The 17135-nt window shown below is 73.9% G+C and carries 18 protein-coding genes; 9 read left to right on the top strand and 9 right to left on the bottom strand.

Going from position 1 to position 17135, the window contains the following annotated elements:
- Positions 1 to 30: 30 nt before the first annotated feature.
- The 3 genes from ACGFYU_RS03325 to ACGFYU_RS03315 form a co-directional block, all read right to left on the bottom strand.
- Positions 31 to 2544 carry a beta-glucosidase gene (locus ACGFYU_RS03325; RefSeq protein ID WP_393825520.1) on the bottom strand — a complete coding sequence of 838 codons (2514 nt, stop codon included), beginning with the start codon at positions 2542 to 2544 and terminating at the stop codon, positions 31 to 33.
- A gap of 116 nt (positions 2545 to 2660) precedes the next feature.
- Positions 2661 to 2861 carry a type II toxin-antitoxin system VapB family antitoxin gene (locus ACGFYU_RS03320; protein ID WP_393825519.1) on the bottom strand — a complete coding sequence of 67 codons (201 nt, stop codon included), beginning with the start codon at positions 2859 to 2861 and terminating at the stop codon, positions 2661 to 2663.
- 62 nt (positions 2862 to 2923) lie between these two features.
- On the bottom strand, positions 2924 to 3376 hold the full coding sequence (locus ACGFYU_RS03315) for a DUF4442 domain-containing protein (RefSeq protein ID WP_393825518.1): 453 nt from the start codon (positions 3374 to 3376) through the stop codon (positions 2924 to 2926).
- A 96-nt stretch (positions 3377 to 3472) separates the two neighbouring features.
- Between ACGFYU_RS03315 and ACGFYU_RS03310 the strand changes: the two genes are divergently transcribed.
- Both ACGFYU_RS03310 and ACGFYU_RS03305 read left to right on the top strand, forming a co-directional pair.
- Positions 3473 to 4480, top strand: coding sequence for a hypothetical protein (locus ACGFYU_RS03310; protein WP_393825517.1), 1008 nt, complete (start codon positions 3473 to 3475; stop codon positions 4478 to 4480).
- 70 nt (positions 4481 to 4550) lie between these two features.
- On the top strand, positions 4551 to 5867 hold the full coding sequence (locus tag ACGFYU_RS03305) for an MFS transporter (RefSeq protein ID WP_393825516.1): 1317 nt from the start codon (positions 4551 to 4553) through the stop codon (positions 5865 to 5867).
- A 345-nt stretch (positions 5868 to 6212) separates the two neighbouring features.
- Here the strand turns inward: ACGFYU_RS03305 and ACGFYU_RS03300 are convergent, their stop codons facing one another.
- The 3 genes from ACGFYU_RS03300 to tuf form a co-directional block, all read right to left on the bottom strand.
- The gene (locus tag ACGFYU_RS03300; protein WP_393825968.1) at positions 6213 to 7004 is read right to left on the bottom strand and encodes a spermidine synthase; all 792 of its coding nucleotides are present in this window, start codon (positions 7002 to 7004) and stop codon (positions 6213 to 6215) included.
- 67 nt (positions 7005 to 7071) lie between these two features.
- Positions 7072 to 7917, bottom strand: coding sequence for a patatin-like phospholipase family protein (locus ACGFYU_RS03295; protein WP_393825967.1), 846 nt, complete (start codon positions 7915 to 7917; stop codon positions 7072 to 7074).
- 94 nt (positions 7918 to 8011) lie between these two features.
- Positions 8012 to 9193, bottom strand: a complete 1182-nt coding sequence (gene tuf / locus ACGFYU_RS03290) for an elongation factor Tu (RefSeq protein WP_393825515.1) — start codon at positions 9191 to 9193, stop codon at positions 8012 to 8014.
- Between the two features lie 382 nt (positions 9194 to 9575).
- Between tuf and ACGFYU_RS03285 the strand changes: the two genes are divergently transcribed.
- From ACGFYU_RS03285 to lnt, 5 genes are all read left to right on the top strand, one after another.
- The gene (locus tag ACGFYU_RS03285; protein WP_393825514.1) at positions 9576 to 10304 is read left to right on the top strand and encodes a TVP38/TMEM64 family protein; all 729 of its coding nucleotides are present in this window, start codon (positions 9576 to 9578) and stop codon (positions 10302 to 10304) included.
- A gap of 48 nt (positions 10305 to 10352) precedes the next feature.
- The gene (locus tag ACGFYU_RS03280; protein WP_393825513.1) at positions 10353 to 11231 is read left to right on the top strand and encodes an undecaprenyl-diphosphate phosphatase; all 879 of its coding nucleotides are present in this window, start codon (positions 10353 to 10355) and stop codon (positions 11229 to 11231) included.
- Positions 11232 to 11344: 113 nt separating this feature from the next.
- Positions 11345 to 11521, top strand: a complete 177-nt coding sequence (locus ACGFYU_RS03275) for a hypothetical protein (RefSeq protein WP_393825512.1) — start codon at positions 11345 to 11347, stop codon at positions 11519 to 11521.
- A gap of 85 nt (positions 11522 to 11606) precedes the next feature.
- Positions 11607 to 12074 carry a nuclear transport factor 2 family protein gene (locus ACGFYU_RS03270; protein WP_393825511.1) on the top strand — a complete coding sequence of 156 codons (468 nt, stop codon included), beginning with the start codon at positions 11607 to 11609 and terminating at the stop codon, positions 12072 to 12074.
- An 82-nt stretch (positions 12075 to 12156) separates the two neighbouring features.
- Positions 12157 to 13731: an apolipoprotein N-acyltransferase gene (lnt, locus tag ACGFYU_RS03265; RefSeq protein WP_393825510.1), complete on the top strand. Its 1575-nt coding sequence runs from the start codon at positions 12157 to 12159 to the stop codon at positions 13729 to 13731.
- Here the strand turns inward: lnt and ACGFYU_RS03260 are convergent.
- Positions 13676 to 14581 carry a Gfo/Idh/MocA family protein gene (locus ACGFYU_RS03260; RefSeq protein ID WP_393825509.1) on the bottom strand — a complete coding sequence of 302 codons (906 nt, stop codon included), beginning with the start codon at positions 14579 to 14581 and terminating at the stop codon, positions 13676 to 13678. The two genes, lnt and ACGFYU_RS03260, sit on opposite strands and share 56 nt — an antisense overlap.
- Positions 14582 to 14664: 83 nt before the next feature.
- Here ACGFYU_RS03260 and ACGFYU_RS03255 point away from each other — a divergent pair, with 83 nt between their 5' ends.
- Together ACGFYU_RS03255 and ACGFYU_RS03250 are read left to right on the top strand one after the other, a co-directional pair.
- Positions 14665 to 15189: a DinB family protein gene (locus ACGFYU_RS03255; protein ID WP_393825508.1), complete on the top strand. Its 525-nt coding sequence runs from the start codon at positions 14665 to 14667 to the stop codon at positions 15187 to 15189.
- Between the two features lie 79 nt (positions 15190 to 15268).
- On the top strand, positions 15269 to 15811 hold the full coding sequence (locus tag ACGFYU_RS03250; protein ID WP_393825507.1) for a hypothetical protein: 543 nt from the start codon (positions 15269 to 15271) through the stop codon (positions 15809 to 15811).
- Positions 15812 to 15840: 29 nt separating this feature from the next.
- Here the strand turns inward: ACGFYU_RS03250 and ACGFYU_RS03245 are convergent, their stop codons facing one another.
- Both ACGFYU_RS03245 and ACGFYU_RS03240 read right to left on the bottom strand, forming a co-directional pair.
- Entirely contained in the window at positions 15841 to 16347 is a 507-nt protein-coding gene (locus ACGFYU_RS03245; protein ID WP_393825506.1) for a hypothetical protein, read from the bottom strand.
- A gap of 96 nt (positions 16348 to 16443) precedes the next feature.
- On the bottom strand, positions 16444 to 17112 hold the full coding sequence (locus ACGFYU_RS03240) for a uracil-DNA glycosylase (RefSeq protein WP_393825966.1): 669 nt from the start codon (positions 17110 to 17112) through the stop codon (positions 16444 to 16446).
- Between the last annotated feature and the right edge of the window lie 23 nt (positions 17113 to 17135).

Below are 17135 nucleotides of genomic sequence, written 5' to 3'. Positions count from 1 at the left end.
GCGTCCCCTGTGACACGCCGAACGGGCAGCCTATCCGCTCCTCACCACAGCCTTTGCCCTCAGTGGGAGTTCGCGCGAGGAACGGCCCGCGAACACCGCGCGACGGCCGGTTCCCACCACCCAGGCGTGCTGCTCCGGATCCCATGACGACAGCGCCCGGGCGTCGACGGCGATGGTGACCCGTTCCGACCGGCCCGGGGCGAGGGTGAGCCGCCGGTAGCCGGCCAGGGCACGCACCGGCTGGTCGAGCTTCAGCTCCGGGGAGGGGCCGACGTACACCTGGGCCACCTCGGTGCCCTTGCGGCGGCCGGTGTTGCGGACGGTGAACTCCACGCGCAGGCCTCCGTGCTCGGGCCGGACCGCCAGGTCCTCGTAGTGCCAGGTCGTGTACGAGAGCCCGTGCCCGAAGGGGAACAGCGGGGTCACGCGCTCGGCGTCGTACCAGCGGTGGCCGACGTGGACGCCCTCGGCGTACTCCTGCCGCCCGCCCACCCCCGGGTAGCGCAGCGGGTCCCCGCCGACCGGGGTCTCCTGCTCGTCGGCCGGAAAGGTCTGGGTGAGCCGGCCGCCCGGGTCCACGTCCCCGAAGAGGATGTCGGCGGTGGCGCCCGCGCCCTCCTGGCCCGGGTAGTACATCTGCAGGACCGCCCCGGTGCGGGCGAGCCAGGGCATGGTCGTACCGGAGGAGGTGTTGAGGACCACCGTGGTACGGGGGTTGGCGGCGGCGACCGCCTCGATCAGCGCGGCCTGCCCGCCCGGCAGGGCCAGGGAGGTCCGGTCGGTGCCCTCGGTGGCGTCCTCGTAGGCGAACAGGACCACGCTGCGCGCCGCCTTGGCGGTCTTCACCGCCTCGGCGAGATCCGCGGCGCGGGTCGCCTTCGTGGTGTGCCGCAGCCGGAAGCGCTGGCCCCCGGCCCCGCCCTGGGCGTTCACGGCGAGCCGGTGGGTGCCTGCCTTGAGGGCGACGGTGCGCCGGCGGACGGTCATCCCGTCGGGCGCGGAGCCGAGCAGTCCGCCGACGAAGTACTCGGCCACGCCTTCCCGTACGGGGAACAGCTCCTCCCCGTCGAGCCGGACGCCGGGCCGCACCCCGGTGTAGTGGACGACCAGGGTCCACTCGTCGTCGGCCGAGAGGTGGAACTCCCCTTCGTGGATCCAGCCGCGCCCGGCGTCCACGCTCCGGTCGTCCAGTGCGGCGGGCGGCGTCAGCAGGGCCGGGGGCAGGGGGCGGCCGTACACGTCCTCGCCGAGGGCGTGGCGCACGGTGGAGCCGCTCCCGGCGCGCCGCCGGATGGCGGTGAGCGGCGCGGTCGCCCCGTCGGGGACCACGTGGGCGCTGCCGCCACCGCCTACGAAGGGCACCTGGCCGGTGGGGCCGATGACCGCGATCGAGCGGGCGGCGGCACCGGTCAGCGGGAGGGTGCCGTGCTCGTTGCGCAGCAGCACGGCTCCGGCGGTGGCCACCTTGCGGGCGACCCGGGCGCCGGCGGCCGCGTCGCGCCCGGGCCGCGCGGAGGGGCGGGCCGCCAGCAGCCCGAAGCGGTCCAGGGTGGTCAGGATCCGGCGTACGGCGAGGTCGACGGCGCTCTCGGGCACGGAGCCGCCGTGCACCGCCTCGCGCAGCGGGCCGCCGAAGTGGGTACCGGCGGGCATTTCCATGTCGAGTCCGGCGCCGATGGCGGCGACGGTGCCGTGGGCGGCGTACCGGTCGGACATCACCCAGCCGTCGAACCCCCAGTGCCCGCGCAGCACTTCGTCGAGGAGCGGTTTGCTCTCGCAGGCGTAGACGCCGTTGACCTTGTTGTAGGCGCCCGTCACGGCGCCCGCGCCGGCGGCCACGGCGGCCTCGAAGCCCCGCAGCTCGGTCTCGTGGAGGGTCTGCTCGGCCGCGATCACGTCGATGGTGTCGCGGCCCTGCTCCTGGTTGTTGAGGGCGAAGTGCTTGACGGCGGCGATGAGCCCCTCGTCCTGGATCCCGCGGACCACCTCGCCGACGAGGTCGGCGGTCAGGCGCGGCTCCTCGGCGAAGGACTCGAAGTTCCGGCCGGCGTACGGGGTGCGGATGAGGTTGGCCCGGGGCGAGAGCAGGACGTCCTGGCCGAGGGCGCGGCCCTCGCGGCCGAGGACCCTGCCGTACTCGCGGGCCAGCGCCGGGTCGAAGGCCGAGGCGAGCAGCACGGGTGCGGGCAGCGCGGTGGCGGGTTTCGCGACGCGTACGCCGGCGGGCCCGTCGGCGAGGCGCAGCGCGGGGATGCCGAGGCGCGGCACGCCCGGGACGTATCCGGCCTGGCCGAGGGGGGCCGGGTCCGGGCCCCCGTGCAGCAGGGTGGTCTTCTCCTCGAGGGTCAGCCGCTCCAGCAGGCCGTCGATCCTGGCGGCACCGCCGGGCCCGGGCGCGGCCGCGGGCGCGCCGGCCGATCCCTTGTGGCGTCCTGAGCCGGCCGGCACCGCGGCCACGCAACCGCTCGCGCCCAGCGCCGCGCCCACCGCACCGACCGCGCCCAGCAGCCGCAGCGCGGAACGTCTGGACACGGCCTCGCTCATGGGCGCTCCCTGCGGCGTGGTTCGGCGGGAGCGGCCCGCGCCGGACCGCTCCCGGGCCCCACTGTGCGCCCGGCAGCCGCGGGGCCCGCCCAGACGCGCCACCCAGAGCCCCAGGTTCAGCCCTGCGGCGGCTGCGGCACGCTGTCGGGATCCCGCCGGGGCTCGTCCTGGAGCTGGACCCGCGCCTCGGTGCGGTGCCCGCGCGCGATGTAGTCCCGTACGACGGCCTCGACCGCGTCCTGCGGCGAACCGACCCCGGCGAGCACCATCACCTCCACCACGAGCTCGGCGTCGAGACTGATGTTGACCCTGGCCACGGCAACCCCCTCCATCGTCGTCCGACGGACTCTAGTGGGGCGGCACGCCGCGGCGCGCCCGGTTACGCGTTGGGGCGAAGGGTCCAGACGACGGTCATCTCGCCCGTCACGGCCTCGTCCTCGCGCTGGATGGCGATGGTGACGGGGAACTCGGGGCGGCCGCCGGCGTCGAGTTCCGCGACGACCTCCGGCGCCGGTCGGCCGAGGGTGGCGGTGGCGGTGACGACGCCCTTGGCGAGCTTCTTGTAGCCGATCTCGGCCTTCACGGCGAGGGGCACGGCGCGCGAGAGCTGGTCGCCGAAGGCGGCCAGGACGATCGCACCGCTCGCGGACTCGGCGAGGGTGAACATGGCGCCGGCGTGGGGGCCGCCGACGTGGTTGTGGTAGTCGGGCTGGTCCGGGAGCCGGACGACCGCGCGCTCGGGGGTGGTCTCCAGGAACTGGAGGTTCAGGGTCCGGGCCATCGGCACCGTCGCGGCGAGCAGTTCGCCCACGTTCATCTGATCTGCGCTCATGGAACGCGATGTTACCCGTGAGTAGATGCGCTTGACCAGAGCCGTGACGGGGGCGGCCGTGGCTCCCGGCACCCGCTCCCACTATCGTTACCGGCCATGTGGCCAGGACAGCAGCAGCAGCCCGGGGGCGAGCAGAACCCCCAGGACGCGCACCAGAATCCGTACCAGCAGCAGCCGGGGCAGCCGAACCCGTACCAGCAGCAGCCCGGTTACGGGTATCCGCAGCAGGGCTACCAGACGCCCCCGCCCGTCCAGCCCTGGGGCCAGCCCCAGCAGGCTCCCGCCCCCGCCCCGCAGGGCGGCGGCAGCCCCTATTCCACCAAGACGGTGGCCATCGTCGCGGCCTCCGCGGTGGTCGTGGCGGCCGCGGCGACCGGCGCCTTCGTCCTGACCCGGGACGACAAGAAGACCGAGGCCAACGACAAGCCGCCCGCCTCCTCCTCCGCGCCGGCCTCCTCCGCCCCCGCCCCGGCGGGCAGCAGCCCGAACCCGCGGGCCGGCGGCGACATCAAGCCGGTGATCCCGGGCTGGAAGGTCGTCATCAACCCGAAGTACGACACCGCCTTCGACGTCCCGCCGGAATGGAACGTGCTCGGCGCCGGCATGTCCGTGGGCTTCGACGATGAGAAGAAGAAGGACGGCTCCGCCTTCGTCATGATGTCCGCACCGGCCTACCTCAAGGAGGACTGGTGCAAGTTCGACTCCGACAAGGACGGCAAGGAGGAGACCAAGTCGCTGGCCGGCACCGGCACCAAGGGCGGCCAGGGTGCGAAGGACACCGCCGAGCTTTCGCGCAATGCGGCCGGCAGCTGGGTGTACGCCGCGTACGGGCAGCCGCAGCCCATCGAGGTCGCCAAGATCTCCGAGTCCAAGGAGTACACGACTCTTTCCGGCCTCAAGGGTCACGTGGCGACGGCGACCGTGAGCGGCCTGCCGAAGGCGACCAAGTGCGACTCGGACGGCAAGTCCATCGCCTTCAGCTTCAAGAACGCCAAGGGCGACTTCGCCAGCTGGGTGCTCTACAGCGCCGCGGGCGTCCCTGACGAGGTCAGCAAGGAGACCCAGGAGAAGATCCTGAGCTCGGTCCGCCTGACCACGAGCTGATTTCCCTCCCCTCCGCCCCCGGTCCGACAATTCGTTTGGATTCCCGGACCGGGGCGGGGATAGTCCGTGGGTGAGCTCTCCCTCCCCCGCCCCGTCCCGCACACCCGCACGCCGCCGTCGGCCCGCCTGGGCCGGCCGCAACTACAGCCTGCTGACGGGTGCGGCGGTCGTCACCAACCTCGGCAGCCACGGAGCGCTCATCGCGGCCGCCTTCGCGGTCCAGGACGCCGGCGGAAGCGCCGGCGACATCGGCCTCGTCGCGGCCGCCCGTACGCTGCCGCTCGTCCTCTTCCTGCTCATCGGCGGCGCCATCGCCGACCGACTGCCGCGCCACCACGTGATGGTCGCGGCCAACGCCCTGAACTGCCTCTCGCAGGCCGCCTTCGCCCTCCTCGTCCTCGCCGGCGACCCCCAGCTGTGGCAGATGATGCTGCTGAGCGCCCTGCTGGGCACCGGCACGGCCTTCTTCAACCCGGCGGCCGAGGGCATGCTGCTGTCGACCGTCTCCGGCGAGCACGCCAACCGCGCCTTCGCGCTGTTCCGCATAGCGATGAACGGCGCCGGGATCGGGGGCGCGGCTCTCGGCGGCGCGATGATCGCCGCGATCGGGCCGGGCTGGGTGCTGGCCGTGGACGCGGCCGCCTTCGCGATCGCGGGCGCGCTACGGGCCTTCCTCGACGTCGGCCACGTCGCCGAGCGGGCTCCCGGCGGCGGGCTGCTGGCCGACCTGCGCGAGGGCTGGGTGGAGGTCAGGTCCCGCCCCTGGCTGTGGAGCATCGTGCTCCAGTTCTCCGTGGTGGTCGCCGTCGTCGGCGCCGCGGAGGCGGTCTACGGTCCGCTGGTCGCCCGGGACCGGCTCGGCGGGCCCGCGCCGTGGGGGCTGGCCCTGGCCTGCTTCGGCGTCGGCACCATCGCCGGGGCCGTGCTGATGATGGCCTGGAAGCCGCGCCGACTGCTGCTGGTCGGCACCCTGTGCGTGTTCCCGCTGGCGCTGCCGTCGGCCGGTCTGGCGGTCCCGCTGCCGGTGTGGGGCCTCTGCGCGGTGATGTTCGTCAGCGGCACGGCCATCGAGGTGTTCGGCGTGAACTGGATGACGACCATGCACCAGGAGATCCCGGAGGAGAAGTTCTCCCGGGTCTCGGCCTACGACTGGTTCGGGTCGGTGTCCATGCTCCCGCTGGCCACCGCCGTCGCCGGCCCGGCCGAAACGGCCTTCGGGCGCACCGAGGCCCTCTGGGGGTGCGCGGCCCTCGTCGTCCTGGCCACGGCCCTGGTCCTGCTGATCCCGGACGTCCGCCGCCTGACCCGACGGGCCCGCAAGGAGCCCTGGGGCTCCGCCCCGGACCCCGCGCCTCAAACGCCGCCGAGGCTGGACACGCCCGCCTGAGTGTCCCAGGCGCGGCCACAAAATCCGGGGCTCCGCCCCGCACGCCGCGCCTCAAACGCCGGCGAGGCTGGATGTGCCCGCCCGAGTGGGCAAGTGCGGCTACAAGCCTGGGGCTCCGCCCCAGACCCCGCTCCTCAAGCGCCGGAGGGGCTGGATTCGGCTGATGCCGTCCGCCTGGTGCGGCTGGATCGCCCCCGGGGCAATTTCAGCCTCGCCGGCGTTTGAGGCGCCGCCGGAGGCAAATCAAGCCTCTCCGACGCTTGACGAGCGGGGGTCCGGGGGCCGGCCCCCGGCAGCGGCGCCGCAGCGGTGCGTCCAGCCTCGCCGGGGCGGAGCCCAGGGGGCTCAGCCGAGGCTGAACGCGCCCTCGGGCGGTGGCGGTGAGGCCACCGCGTCCGGGTCGGACACAGGCCGCGCCCCCCGCATGAACCGCGCCAGCGGATCTCCATGCTCCACCCGCGCCGGAAAGGCGTCACCCGCGCACCGCCGAGCCAGCGCAGCCACCGGCAGCCCGCCGTCCGAAGCCAGCAGCACGGCATTGCCGAACCGCCGCCCCCGCAGCACCGCCGGCTCCGCGAGCAGCGCGAGCTCCCCGAACACCGCCCCGAAGTTGGCCAGCTGCGCCCGCAGGAAGTCGAACGGCGCCCCGTCGGCCAGATTCGCCGCGTACAGCCCGCCGGGCCGCAGCACCCGCGCCGCCTCCCGCGCGTACTCCACCGACGTCAGCTGCGCCGGCACCCGCGATCCGCCGAACACGTCGGCCACGACCACGTCCGCACTCCCCGCCGGCGCCGCCTCCAGCCAGGCCCGTGCGTCGGCGGCATGCACCGCGACCCCGGCCCCCTCGGGCAGCGGCAGGTGCTCCGCGACCAGCTCCACCAGCCCCGCGTCGAATTCCACCACCGTCTGCCGGGAGCCCGGCCGGGTCGCCGCCGCGTACCGCGGCAGGGTCAGCGCGCCGCCTCCCAGGTGCAGGAGGTCCAGCGGAAGCCCCGGATCCGCCGCGCAGTCCAGGACGTGCGCGAGGCGGCGTACGTACTCGAACTCCAGGTGCTCGGGGTCGTCGAGGTCCACGTACGACTGCGGCGCCCCGTCGACGGTCAGCAGCCAGGCCCGCTCCCGGTCCACGTCCGGCATCAGCTTGGCGGTGCCCTGGCCCACGTCCCGGATCACCGGGATCTGTTCGTCGCTCACCCCACCATTGTCAGGCCGACCAGACGGCCGCCGCCTCGGCCGCGTGCTCCGCGGCCTGCGCGAGCCCGGCGCGCGCCGCCGGGTCCCGCCGCGCCGGGTCCAGGACGTTGCGCCCGAAGGCCTTGCGGGCCTGCGCGGACGGGGTGATGAGCAGCACCTTCGCACCCGCCTCCCGCAGCCGCGCCGCCTGGGCGCCGGGCGAGGGGACCAGCCCGGAGCCCATCGCGATCGGCGCCAGGATCACCACCCGGTCGTACCCGGCGGCCAGGTCCGCGTTGGTCGCCGAGCGGACCCCGCCGTCGATGAACCGGCGCCCGTTGACCGACACCGGCGGCCACACCCCCGGCACCGCGCAGCTCGCCGAGACCGCGTCGACCAGCCCCGCGCCGCTCTCCCGGTCGAAGTCGGCCGGCTCACCGCTGACCGCGTCCACGGCGGTGACGACGAACCTGCGCTCGGGCCACTCGCGCGAGACGAGCCGGGCCTCCAGCACCTTGCGCCGCTCCGCCTCCTCGCCCGTGTCCGCGGCCAGCGCGAGCGCACCCACCCGCCTGCGATAGGAGAGGGCGTCGCGCGAGCGCACCATCGCGACCGCGTAGCGGGCGATGAGCCCCGCGCCGAGCCTGGCCGCGCTCTCCCCTGCCGGGTCGCCGAGCTGGCGCTCGTACAGCTCCCGCGGGGTGAGGAGTCCGGAGGTGAGCTGGGCGCCGACGACGGAGCCCGCCGAGGTGCCGACGACGAGGTCCGCGGTGGTGAGGTCCACGCCGGCCCGGGCGAGCCCGTACAGCATCCCGGACTCCCAGCCGACGCCGGTGAGCCCTCCGCCGCCGAGCACCAGTGCCGTGTCGCCGCCCATCTCCGCCCGCCCTCTCCGTACGCCGTTGGTGACGGCAGTCTGCCGCAGCGGGACTGCCGTCACCAGGGAGGGGCCGGGTCGGGCCGTCGGCCGGTCAGCCGAGGACGGCCGTCACCGTCCCCGCGCCGACCGTCCGCCCGCCCTCGCGGATCGCGAAGCCGAGCCCCGACTCCAGCGGGACGTCCCGTCCGAGCTCGACCGTCATCGTGACGGTCTCCCCCGGCCGGGCCACGCCGGCCTCGCCCAGGTCCACGTCCCCCACCACGTCGGCGGTGCGGATGTAGAACTGCGGCCGGTACCCGGTGGCGACCGGCGTGCTCCGCCCGCCCTCCCGCGCCGACAGGACGTACACCTGCGCCGTGAAGCGCCGCTTCGGCGTCACGCTGCCGGGAGCGGCCACCACGTGGCCTCGGCGCACCCCGTCGCGCGGCACCCCGCGCAGCAGCAGCGCGACGTTGTCCCCGGCCTCGGCGGACTCCATCGGCTTGCCGAAGGTCTCCAGCCCGGTGACGACGGTCTCGACTGCCTCGCCGTCGCCGCCGAGCACGCTCACGCGGTCGCCGAGGCGTACGCCTCCGCGCTCGACGGCGCCGGTCACGACGGTCCCGCGCCCGGTGATGGTCAGCACGTTCTCCACCGGCAGCAGGAACGGCGCGTCGGTGTAGCGCACCGGCATCGGCACGTACGTGTCCACCGCGTCCAGCAGCGCCTCGATCGCCCCGGTCCACCGCGGGTCGCCCTCCAGCGCCCCGAGCCCGGAGACCCGTACGACCGGCGCGCCGTCACCGCCGTAGCCGTGCGCGGTGAGCAGCTCGCGGACCTCCAGCTCGACCAGGTCGGTCAGCTCGGGGTCCCCGGCGTCGGCCTTGTTCAGGGCGACGACGATGTGGTCGACGCCGACCTGCCGGGCGAGGAGCACGTGCTCGGCGGTCTGCGGCATGACCCCGTCGAGCGCGGAGACGACGAGGATCGCCCCGTCGAGCTGCGCGGCCCCGGTGACCATGTTCTTGATGTAGTCGGCGTGCCCGGGCATGTCGACGTGGGCGTAGTGGCGGGTGTCCGTCTCGTACTCGACGTGCGTGAGGTTGATGGTGATCCCGCGCCGCGCCTCCTCGGGGGCCCGGTCGATCCGGTCGAAGGGCACGAAGGAGGCGCCCCCGCGCTCGGCGAGGACCTTGGTGATGGCGGCGGTGAGGGTGGTCTTGCCGTGGTCGACGTGACCCATGGTGCCGATGTTGAGGTGCGGCTTGGTCCGCACGAAGGCCGTCTTGGCCATGATGATTTCCCGTGCTCGAAGCTGGAACGGGACCCCTGAACCGAGCCGACCCTCCCCCTGCGGGGTCCGCCGGACGATCCGGGAAGGGTCAGCTTCGTGCGCCGTCGAATGCGGCGAAGGCGAATGCCTCGAAGGAGGTCGCGGCAGCCTTCGGCGCGTCCGCGACTGCGGACGGCGCTGCGGGGAAGGCGAACCGGAACATGGCCCTGATCCTGCCCGACCGCTCCCGGCCCGTCGACTGAATTTCGGTGCGCCCGGGGGTCCTTGGGCGCCCTCGCCCGACTGCCGGGCCGGCCGGGGCACGTTCCGGGGCCGCCTCGCGTTGGTTGGGATGAGGCCTGGATTACGGCGGGACGCCGCATACGTCGGCTAGTCTCCCGGGATGTCCCTCCTCCTGGCGCCGTGGACCCGGCTGTCGCTGCTCGTCGTGCTGCTCGTGGCGGCCGGCGTGTGCGTGCTGCTGTACGAGCCCCAGCGTCTGCTGTCGGAGGGCTGGCCCCCGGGCCTCCCGGTCGGCACGGCGGTCCTGCTCTTCGCCGTCGCGTACGGCGTGTGCGCCGCGGCCTTCGTGCCGCGCCCGCTGCTCAATCTGGCCGCGGGAGCCGTCTTCGGCACGCAGTTCGGCCTGGTCGCGGCGGTCGGCGGCACCGTGCTCGGCGCCGGGATCGCCTTCGGCCTCGGGCGGGTCATGGGCCAGGAGGCGCTGCGCCCCCATCTGCGCGGCCGCTGGCTGCAGGCGGCCGACGGGCAGCTCAGCCGGCACGGATTCCGCTCGATGCTCGCCGTGCGGCTCTTCCCCGGTGTGCCCTTCGTCGTGGCCAACTACTGCGCCGCGGTGTCCCGCTGCGGCTGGGTCCCCTTCCTCTCCGCGACGGCGCTCGGTGTCGTCCCGAACACCGCGGCGTACGTGATCGCGGGGGCCAACGCCTCCTCCCCGGGATCGCCCGCCTTCCTCGTCTCGTTCGGCTTCATCGTCGTCTCCGTGGTGGCCGCCGGGGCCGTCGCGTGGCGCAAGCGGCACCGGCTCGCACCGCCCCGGATCCACGAAGCACCGTACGAACAGACCCCCCAGCACCCCCCAGTGGTCACCGGCGCTTCGCACGGGCCCTAGCATCGGACCCGAACTGCCCGACGATCACAAGGACGAGCGCACCCCGACATGAGCTGGTTCGAATCCCTAATCCTCGGTCTCGTCCAGGGGCTTACGGAGTTCCTCCCGATCTCCTCCAGCGCCCACCTGCGGCTGACCGCGGTGTTCGCCGGCTGGCACGACCCGGGAGCGGCCTTCACCGCCATCACCCAGATCGGCACCGAGGCGGCCGTGCTGATCTACTTCCGCAAGGACATCGCGCGGATCGTCTCCACCTGGTTCCGCTCGCTGTTCACCAAGGCGCTGCGCTCCGAGCAGGACGCCAAGATGGGCTGGCTGGTCATCGTCGGCTCGATCCCGATCGGTGTTCTCGGCCTGGTGTTCAAGGACGCGATCGTGGGCCCGGCCCGCAACCTGTGGCTGACCGCCACCACCCTCGTCGTGATGGGCGTCGTGCTCGGCGTGGCCGACCGGCTGGCCGCACGCGACGAGGAGGGCGGCCGCCATCGCGCGGTCCGCGAGCGCAAGACACTCAAGGAACTGGGCGTCAAGGACGGCCTGATCTTCGGCATCTGCCAGGCCATGGCCCTGATCCCGGGCGTCTCCCGGTCCGGCGCGACGATCTCCGGCGGCCTGCTGCTCGGCTTCACGCGCGAGGCGGCGGCCCGCTACTCCTTCCTGCTCGCCATCCCGGCGGTGCTGGCCTCGGGCGCGTTCGAGATCAAGGACGTGGTCGAGAGCCCCGGCCACATCTCGTGGGGGCCGACGATCTTCGCGACGGTCATCGCCTTCTTCGTCGGGTACGCGGTCATCGCGTGGTTCATGAAGTTCATCTCCAGCAAGAGCTTCATGCCCTTCGTGATCTACCGGATCGCGCTCGGCATCGCCCTGTACGTGCTGCTCGGCACGGACGTGCTGGAGGCGGAGGCCGGCGCGTCCGGCTCGTAGGCGGGCCCGCCTCACCGCTTCACGTGAACCGGAGGCCGCTCGGGAACGTTCCCGGGCGGCCTCCACGTCGTTGTGCCTGGAGAGACCTGAAGGCGAGAAGCAGGGGGTGTCCCATGCGTCGGGTGGTTCTGGAGCGTTTTCCGGCCGGAAGTCCGCGGGGAAGCTGGCCCGCCGAGGAGTACGCGGCGCAGCGCCTGCGCGAGGGCGTGCCGGCCGAGGTGGTGATGGACCTGGACAGCGACGCGTTCCTCGTCGTGGTCCGGCAGCGGGAGGTCCATCCCCGTCACTGACCGGCCGCGGGAGGATCCGGCCGCCGGAAGATCCTGTCGGCGCACGCCCCTTGGCCTCGTGCCCCCGCAGCCCCACACTGTCCCGATGACGCAGCGTGTGGACCTCGCCACGGTCATGGACCGGCTGGCGATCGACGAGGTGGTCACGGGGTACGCGGTGGCCGTCGACGACGGCGACTGGGCGGCATACCGCGCCCTGTTCACCGCGTACGGGCGGGCCGACTACCGCTCGGCGGGCGGCATCGAGGGCCCCGCCGGGGAGGTGGCGGACTGGCTCGCGGAGACCATGAAGCTCTTCCCCGTGCGTCAGCACCTCGTCGTCAACCGGCTGATCCGGCTGGAGGACCAGGGCGGTTCGCCCGGCGACGGCGCGGAGGTCCGGGCGGATTTCCTCAATCCGATGAGGCTGGCGGGGCCTGAGTTCGACGGGACGGTCACCGCGCCCAACTTCGTCGCGGCCGGCCGCTACACCTTCGCGCTGGCCCGCACCCGCGACGGCTGGCGCCTCACCCGCGTCACGGTGCACGAGAAGTGGCGGCACATGTCCGCCTGAGTCCACGGGCCGGGCCCGGGCTCTGGTCAGACTGCGGCTGCGCCGCGGGCCGGCACTGCCACACTGGAAGCGGAGGCGCGCCATGGTCTCGATGCGGAGCGGACGGTTCCCGCGGTGGCGCGGGCCGGCCGCGGTCGCCGTCGGCGCCCTGCCCGCGCTCGCCTTCCCCGCCCCCGCGCTCTGGTGGTTCTCGTACGTCGCCCTCGTGCCCTGGATGCTGCTGCTGAGGTCGGCTCCCACCGGGCGGAGGGCGGCGCTGGAGGGCTGGCTCGGCGGCGCGGGCTTCATCGTGGCCGTCCACCACTGGCTGCTGCCCAGTCTGCACGTGTTCCTGGTGCCGGTGGCCGCGCTGCTGGGCGTGCTGTGGATCCCCTTCGCGCTGCTGGTACGCGAGTTGCTCGGCGGACGCCCGGCCGCGGGCCGGGCGGGCGCGGCGCTGGTCCTCGTACCGGCGGGATGGCTGCTGTCGGAGCTGGCGCGGTCCTGGCAGGGGCTGGGCGGGCCGTGGGGGCTGCTGGGGGCGAGCCAGTGGCAGGTGCCGCCGGCGCTGCGGCTGGCCTCGGTGGGCGGGGTGTGGCTGGTGAGCCTGCTGGTGGTGGCGGTGAACTGCGCCCTGGTGCTGCTGATCACCGTCCCCGGGGCGCGGGTCCCGGCGGTGGCCGGAATGACGGGGTGCGCGGTGCTGACGGGGGTGGTGTGGCTGTGGGTGCCCCGCCCCGAGGTGTCGGGCGTCCTGCGCGTGGCCGTCGTCCAGCCCGGGGTGGTGGCGGAGGGCGCCGACGGCACCTCGGGCCCGGAGCGGCGGTTCGCGACCGGGGAGCGGCTCACGCGGACGCTGGCCGGGCAGCCGGTCGACCTGGTGGTGTGGGGCGAGAGCAGTGTGGGCGAGGACCTGGCGGCCCGGCCGGACCTGGCGCGCCGGCTGGCCTCGCTGTCCGCGGAGGTCGGGGCTCCGCTGCTGGTCAACGTGGACGCGCGGGGGTCGGACGGCCCCGGGATCCGCAAGAGCGCGGTGCTCGTCGGCGCCGCGGGTCCGACCGGGGACCGGTACGACAAGATGCGGCTGGTGCCCTTCGGCGAGTACGTACCGGCGCGGTCCCTGCTGGGCTGGGCCACCTCGGTGGGCAAGGCGGCCGGCGAGGACCGCGTGCCCGGCACAACCCCGGTGGTCATGAACCTGCCGGCCCGCCCGGACGGCCGGCCCGGGATCCGCCTCGGCCCGCTGGTCTGCTTCGAGTCGGCCTTCCCCGACATGAGCCGGCACCTGACCCGCCGAGGGGCCGACCTCATCGTCGCCCAGTCGGCGACCTCCACCTTCCAGCACAGCTGGGCCCCGGCTCAGCACGCCTCGCTGGCGGCGCTGCGCGCGGCCGAGGACGGCCGCCCGGTCGTGCACGCCACCCTCACCGGCATCAGCGCGGTGCGCGGACCGTCCGGGGAGCGGATCGGGGCCGACATGCCCACGTCCGCGAGCACGGCGGCGGTGTACGAGGTCCCGCTCGCCCGGGGCACCACCCTCTACGTCCGGTACGGGGACTGGCCGGTCGCGGCGGCCCTCGCAGCGCTGGCGGCCTACTGCGCGGTGGCGGGCGTCCGTACGCTCAGGAGGCCTGCTCCAGAGCCGAGCCCACCACCCGCTCGCACAGCTCGTGGGTGAGCAGCGCGTCCCGCGCGCTGAGGGTCTTGCCCGCGGCCACGGCCTCCAGGAAGTGGTCCACGACCTGCTCGATGCCGCGCTGGCGGGCGACCGACACCCAGTCCCCGCGGCGCCGCACGGTGGGCTGGCCCTTGTGGTCGATGATCTCGGCGAGGTTGACCACCTGGCGCTTGGTGTCCTGCCCGGACACCTCCAGGATCTCCTCGGTGGAACCGGACAGCCGGTTCATGATGCCGAGCGCGGTGAAGCTGGCGCCGGACATCTGGAGCACCACCTGGTGCATCAGCCCCTCGCGCACCACGGCCCGCACGTCGATGTGGTCGGCCTCGCCGGGGAGCAGGAAGCGCAGGGTGTCGACGACGTGGATGAAGTCGTCCAGGACCAGCGTGCGGGGGTCCTCGGGGAGCCCGACGCGGTTCTTCTGCATGATGATCAGGTCGCGCGGGTGGTCGGCGCACTGTACGTAGCCGGGCGCGTGGCGCCGGTTGAAGCCGACGGCGAGGGAGATCCCGTGCTCCTCGGCCAGTTCCACCAGCCGCAGAGAGTCGGCGTACTCGTAGGCGAGCGGCTTGTCCACGTAGGTCGGCACGCCTGCCTCCAGCAGCCGCGCGACGATCTCGGGGTGCGCCTCGGTCGGGGCGTGCACGAAGGCCGCGTCGAGTCCCTGGTCGAGCAGCGCGTCGAGATCGGTGTGCCGGCGCGCGGCCGGGATGTGGTGGAAGGCGCCGACCCGCTCCAGCGTGGCGGGCGTACGCGTCTGCAGGTGCAGCTCGACTCCCGGGCGGGTGGTGAGGACGGGCAGGTACGCCTTCTGCGCGATGTCGCCGAGTCCGATGCAGCCGACCTTCACCGGGGCCTCCTGGTGTGTTCCTTGTGGGATGCCCGCAGCTTAATCCCTGGTGGCGCAGGCCCGGTTCGCCGAGGATGACCCCCATGACCACCCCTTCCGGATCACATCGCTACGAGCCCTCCACCACCGCCGACGAGCGCGAGATGCTCGACGGCTGGCTCGACTACCACCGCGCCACCCTCGCCTGGAAGTGCGAGGGCCTCCAGGACGAGCAGCTGCGCCGTACCCCGCTCGCACCCTCCGAACTGAGCCTGCTGGGCCTCGTACGGCACATGGCGGAGGTGGAGCGGTACTGGTTCCGGGAGATCATGCTCGGCGAGGACCTGCCCGAGCTGTACTCCACGCGCGAGGACGTGGACGGCGACTTCCACTTCACCGACGAGGACACCTGGGCCCAGGCGGAGCAGGTGTGGCAGACCGAGGTCGAGCTGGCCCGGCGGGCCGCGGCGGGCCGGCCGCTGGACCTGGTGTCGCAGGCCGAGAGCCACCACCGGGGCGAGGTCTTCAGCCTGCGCTGGGTCTACACGCACATGATCGAGGAGTACGCGCGCCACAACGGCCACGCGGACCTCCTGCGCGAGCACCTCGACGGCGCCACCGGCGAATAGCGGTCGCCCGTCACCCGTGCGGGGTGAATATGGGCCCAGGGTTTTCACAACGCGGTCCTCGCCCAGCAGAGTTGCGCGAGTGCATCCAACCCGAACCACGACAACGCTGCTGCTCGGAGTCGCCTGTGCCGTCTCGGCCGTCTCCGGCTGTGTGAATGTGAGCCCCGGCCCGGTGCAGCCGGCGGGGGCCCCGGCTTCCGGGGTCCCGCCGCACCACGAGCCGCGCGGCGGGCCGGGAGTCGCCCCGGTCGTCGTCCGGGCGCCCGCGCTGGAGGCGCTGGAGGCGGTGCCGGAGCGGCCCGCCCGGCCCGCGGCCGCCGCCTCGGCCGCCGCCGCGGCGCCGGGATCCGCGGAGCGCGCCGCGCGGGAAGCCCCCGGCGGGCCCGTGGAGGCGGCGCCGCCGGTTCCGGACATCCCGGAGCCCCGGAAGCCCGCCGAGGCGGCCTCCGGCCGGTCGGCGGGGCGCCCGGACGGCTCCGGGCCCGACGCGAAGGCCGGGCGCGAGCTGATGGAGGAGCTGCCGGTGCGGCCCGCCGACGTGTGCGCGCTGGGCCGCCGGCACGGGCGGTGGAACCCGGACAGCCCGGAGGCCCGCATCTGCGCGGGCGTCCAGGGGAACTGACCGGTTCGACGCCTTACGGGTTCGCCGACTCACGGGGACTGCTCCGGGAACGGCCGGGGCCCCCCGCCCGGTTCCACGGCCAGGCGCCGCTCCAGCCCGGCGATGGCGGCCCGTACGCCGTTCCCGTACCCGTCGTCGGGCAGTGCGCCGGTGGCCGCGCGGGCCCGCGCCAGGTGGATCCGCGCCGCCTCCGGCCGCTGGAGCTTGACGTAGTCGGCGGCCAGGCTCAGGTGCAGGGACGGGTAGAACGCCAGCATCGCGGGCCCCGGACCGGGCCCGGGCCCGTCCTCCAGCGCCTGCGCGGCGGTCAGTGCCCGCAGGTCCCAGGCCAGCTCGTCGGCGGGGTCGTCCTGGGCGTCGGCCATGTAGTGGGCCAGGGTGCACCGGTGCAGGGAGTCGCCCTCCTCGCCGATCTCGGACCAGATCTCGCCGAGCCGGTTGCGGGCCTCCTCGCGGTCACCGGCGTGCAGCAGGATGACCGCCTGGCCGATCCTGGTCATGACGGCGTCCTCCGACGCCTCCTGCTGCTCCGTCACGGCGGCCTCCGGCTCGCTCCTGCCAGACCTGCACCGGTCTGATCGTCAAGAAGCTAGCCGGAGGCACCGGCATTGGCGCCGAGGCGCGGGGCTTCGTCAGCCGAGGTCCGGGATCCGCCAGTCGATCGGCTCATGGCCCTGGGCGGCGATGGCCTCGTTGATCTGCGTGAAGGGCCGGGAGCCGAAGAACTTCTTGGCCGAGAGCGGCGAGGGGTGGGCGCCCTTGACGATCACGTGCCGCTCCTCGTCGATGAGCGGGATCTTCTTCTGGGCGTAGGCCCCCCAGAGCACGAAGACGGCCGGGTCGGGACGCTCGGACACCGCGCGGATCACGGCGTCGGTGAACTTCTCCCAACCCTTGCCCTTGTGCGAGTTGGGCTCCGCCTCGCGGACGGTGAGCACCGCGTTGAGCAGCAGGACGCCCTGCCGGGCCCAGGGCATCAGGTAGCCGTTGTCCGGGATGGGCAGGCCCAGCTCCTCCTTCATCTCCTTGTAGATGTTGCGGAGCGAGGGCGGGGTCTTGACCCCGGGCTGGACGGAGAAGCACAGGCCGTGGCCCTGGCCGGCGCCGTGGTAGGGGTCCTGGCCGAGGACCAGCACCTTCACCTCGTCGAAGGGTGTGGCCTCCAGGGCCGCGAAGACCTGCTCGCGGGGCGGGTAGACCGGCCCGTTCGCCCGCTCCTTCTCGACGAACTCGGTGAGTTCCCTGAAGTAGGGCTGGTCCAGCTCCCCGCCGAGGACGGGGAGCCAGGACTCGGGCAGCATCTGGGTCACGGCGACAACCTCCG

This window comes from Streptomyces sp. NPDC048337, from assembly GCF_043201175.1.
Taxonomy (GTDB): domain Bacteria; phylum Actinomycetota; class Actinomycetes; order Streptomycetales; family Streptomycetaceae; genus Streptomyces.
The sequence above is the reverse complement of the archived record's forward strand: the minus strand, read 5'-3'. Positions and strand labels throughout refer to the sequence as shown.

Excerpts from the sequence above, each read along its gene's own strand:
- ACGFYU_RS03325 (WP_393825520.1), bottom strand. The coding sequence starts at position 2,544 with ATGAGCGAGGCCGTGTCCAGACGTTCCGCGCTGCGGCTGCTGGGCGCG.
- ACGFYU_RS03315 (WP_393825518.1), bottom strand. The coding sequence starts at position 3,376 with ATGAGCGCAGATCAGATGAACGTGGGCGAACTGCTCGCCGCGACGGTG.
- ACGFYU_RS03310 (WP_393825517.1), top strand. The coding sequence starts at position 3,473 with ATGTGGCCAGGACAGCAGCAGCAGCCCGGGGGCGAGCAGAACCCCCAG.
- ACGFYU_RS03300 (WP_393825968.1), bottom strand. The coding sequence starts at position 7,004 with ATGCCGGACGTGGACCGGGAGCGGGCCTGGCTGCTGACCGTCGACGGG.
- ACGFYU_RS03295 (WP_393825967.1), bottom strand. The coding sequence starts at position 7,917 with ATGGGCGGCGACACGGCACTGGTGCTCGGCGGCGGAGGGCTCACCGGC.
- tuf (WP_393825515.1), bottom strand. The coding sequence starts at position 9,193 with ATGGCCAAGACGGCCTTCGTGCGGACCAAGCCGCACCTCAACATCGGC.
- ACGFYU_RS03285 (WP_393825514.1), top strand. The coding sequence starts at position 9,576 with ATGTCCCTCCTCCTGGCGCCGTGGACCCGGCTGTCGCTGCTCGTCGTG.
- ACGFYU_RS03280 (WP_393825513.1), top strand. The coding sequence starts at position 10,353 with ATGAGCTGGTTCGAATCCCTAATCCTCGGTCTCGTCCAGGGGCTTACG.
- ACGFYU_RS03275 (WP_393825512.1), top strand. The coding sequence starts at position 11,345 with ATGCGTCGGGTGGTTCTGGAGCGTTTTCCGGCCGGAAGTCCGCGGGGA.
- ACGFYU_RS03270 (WP_393825511.1), top strand. The coding sequence starts at position 11,607 with ATGACGCAGCGTGTGGACCTCGCCACGGTCATGGACCGGCTGGCGATC.
- lnt (WP_393825510.1), top strand. The coding sequence starts at position 12,157 with ATGGTCTCGATGCGGAGCGGACGGTTCCCGCGGTGGCGCGGGCCGGCC.
- ACGFYU_RS03255 (WP_393825508.1), top strand. The coding sequence starts at position 14,665 with ATGACCACCCCTTCCGGATCACATCGCTACGAGCCCTCCACCACCGCC.
- ACGFYU_RS03240 (WP_393825966.1), bottom strand. The coding sequence starts at position 17,112 with ATGCTGCCCGAGTCCTGGCTCCCCGTCCTCGGCGGGGAGCTGGACCAG.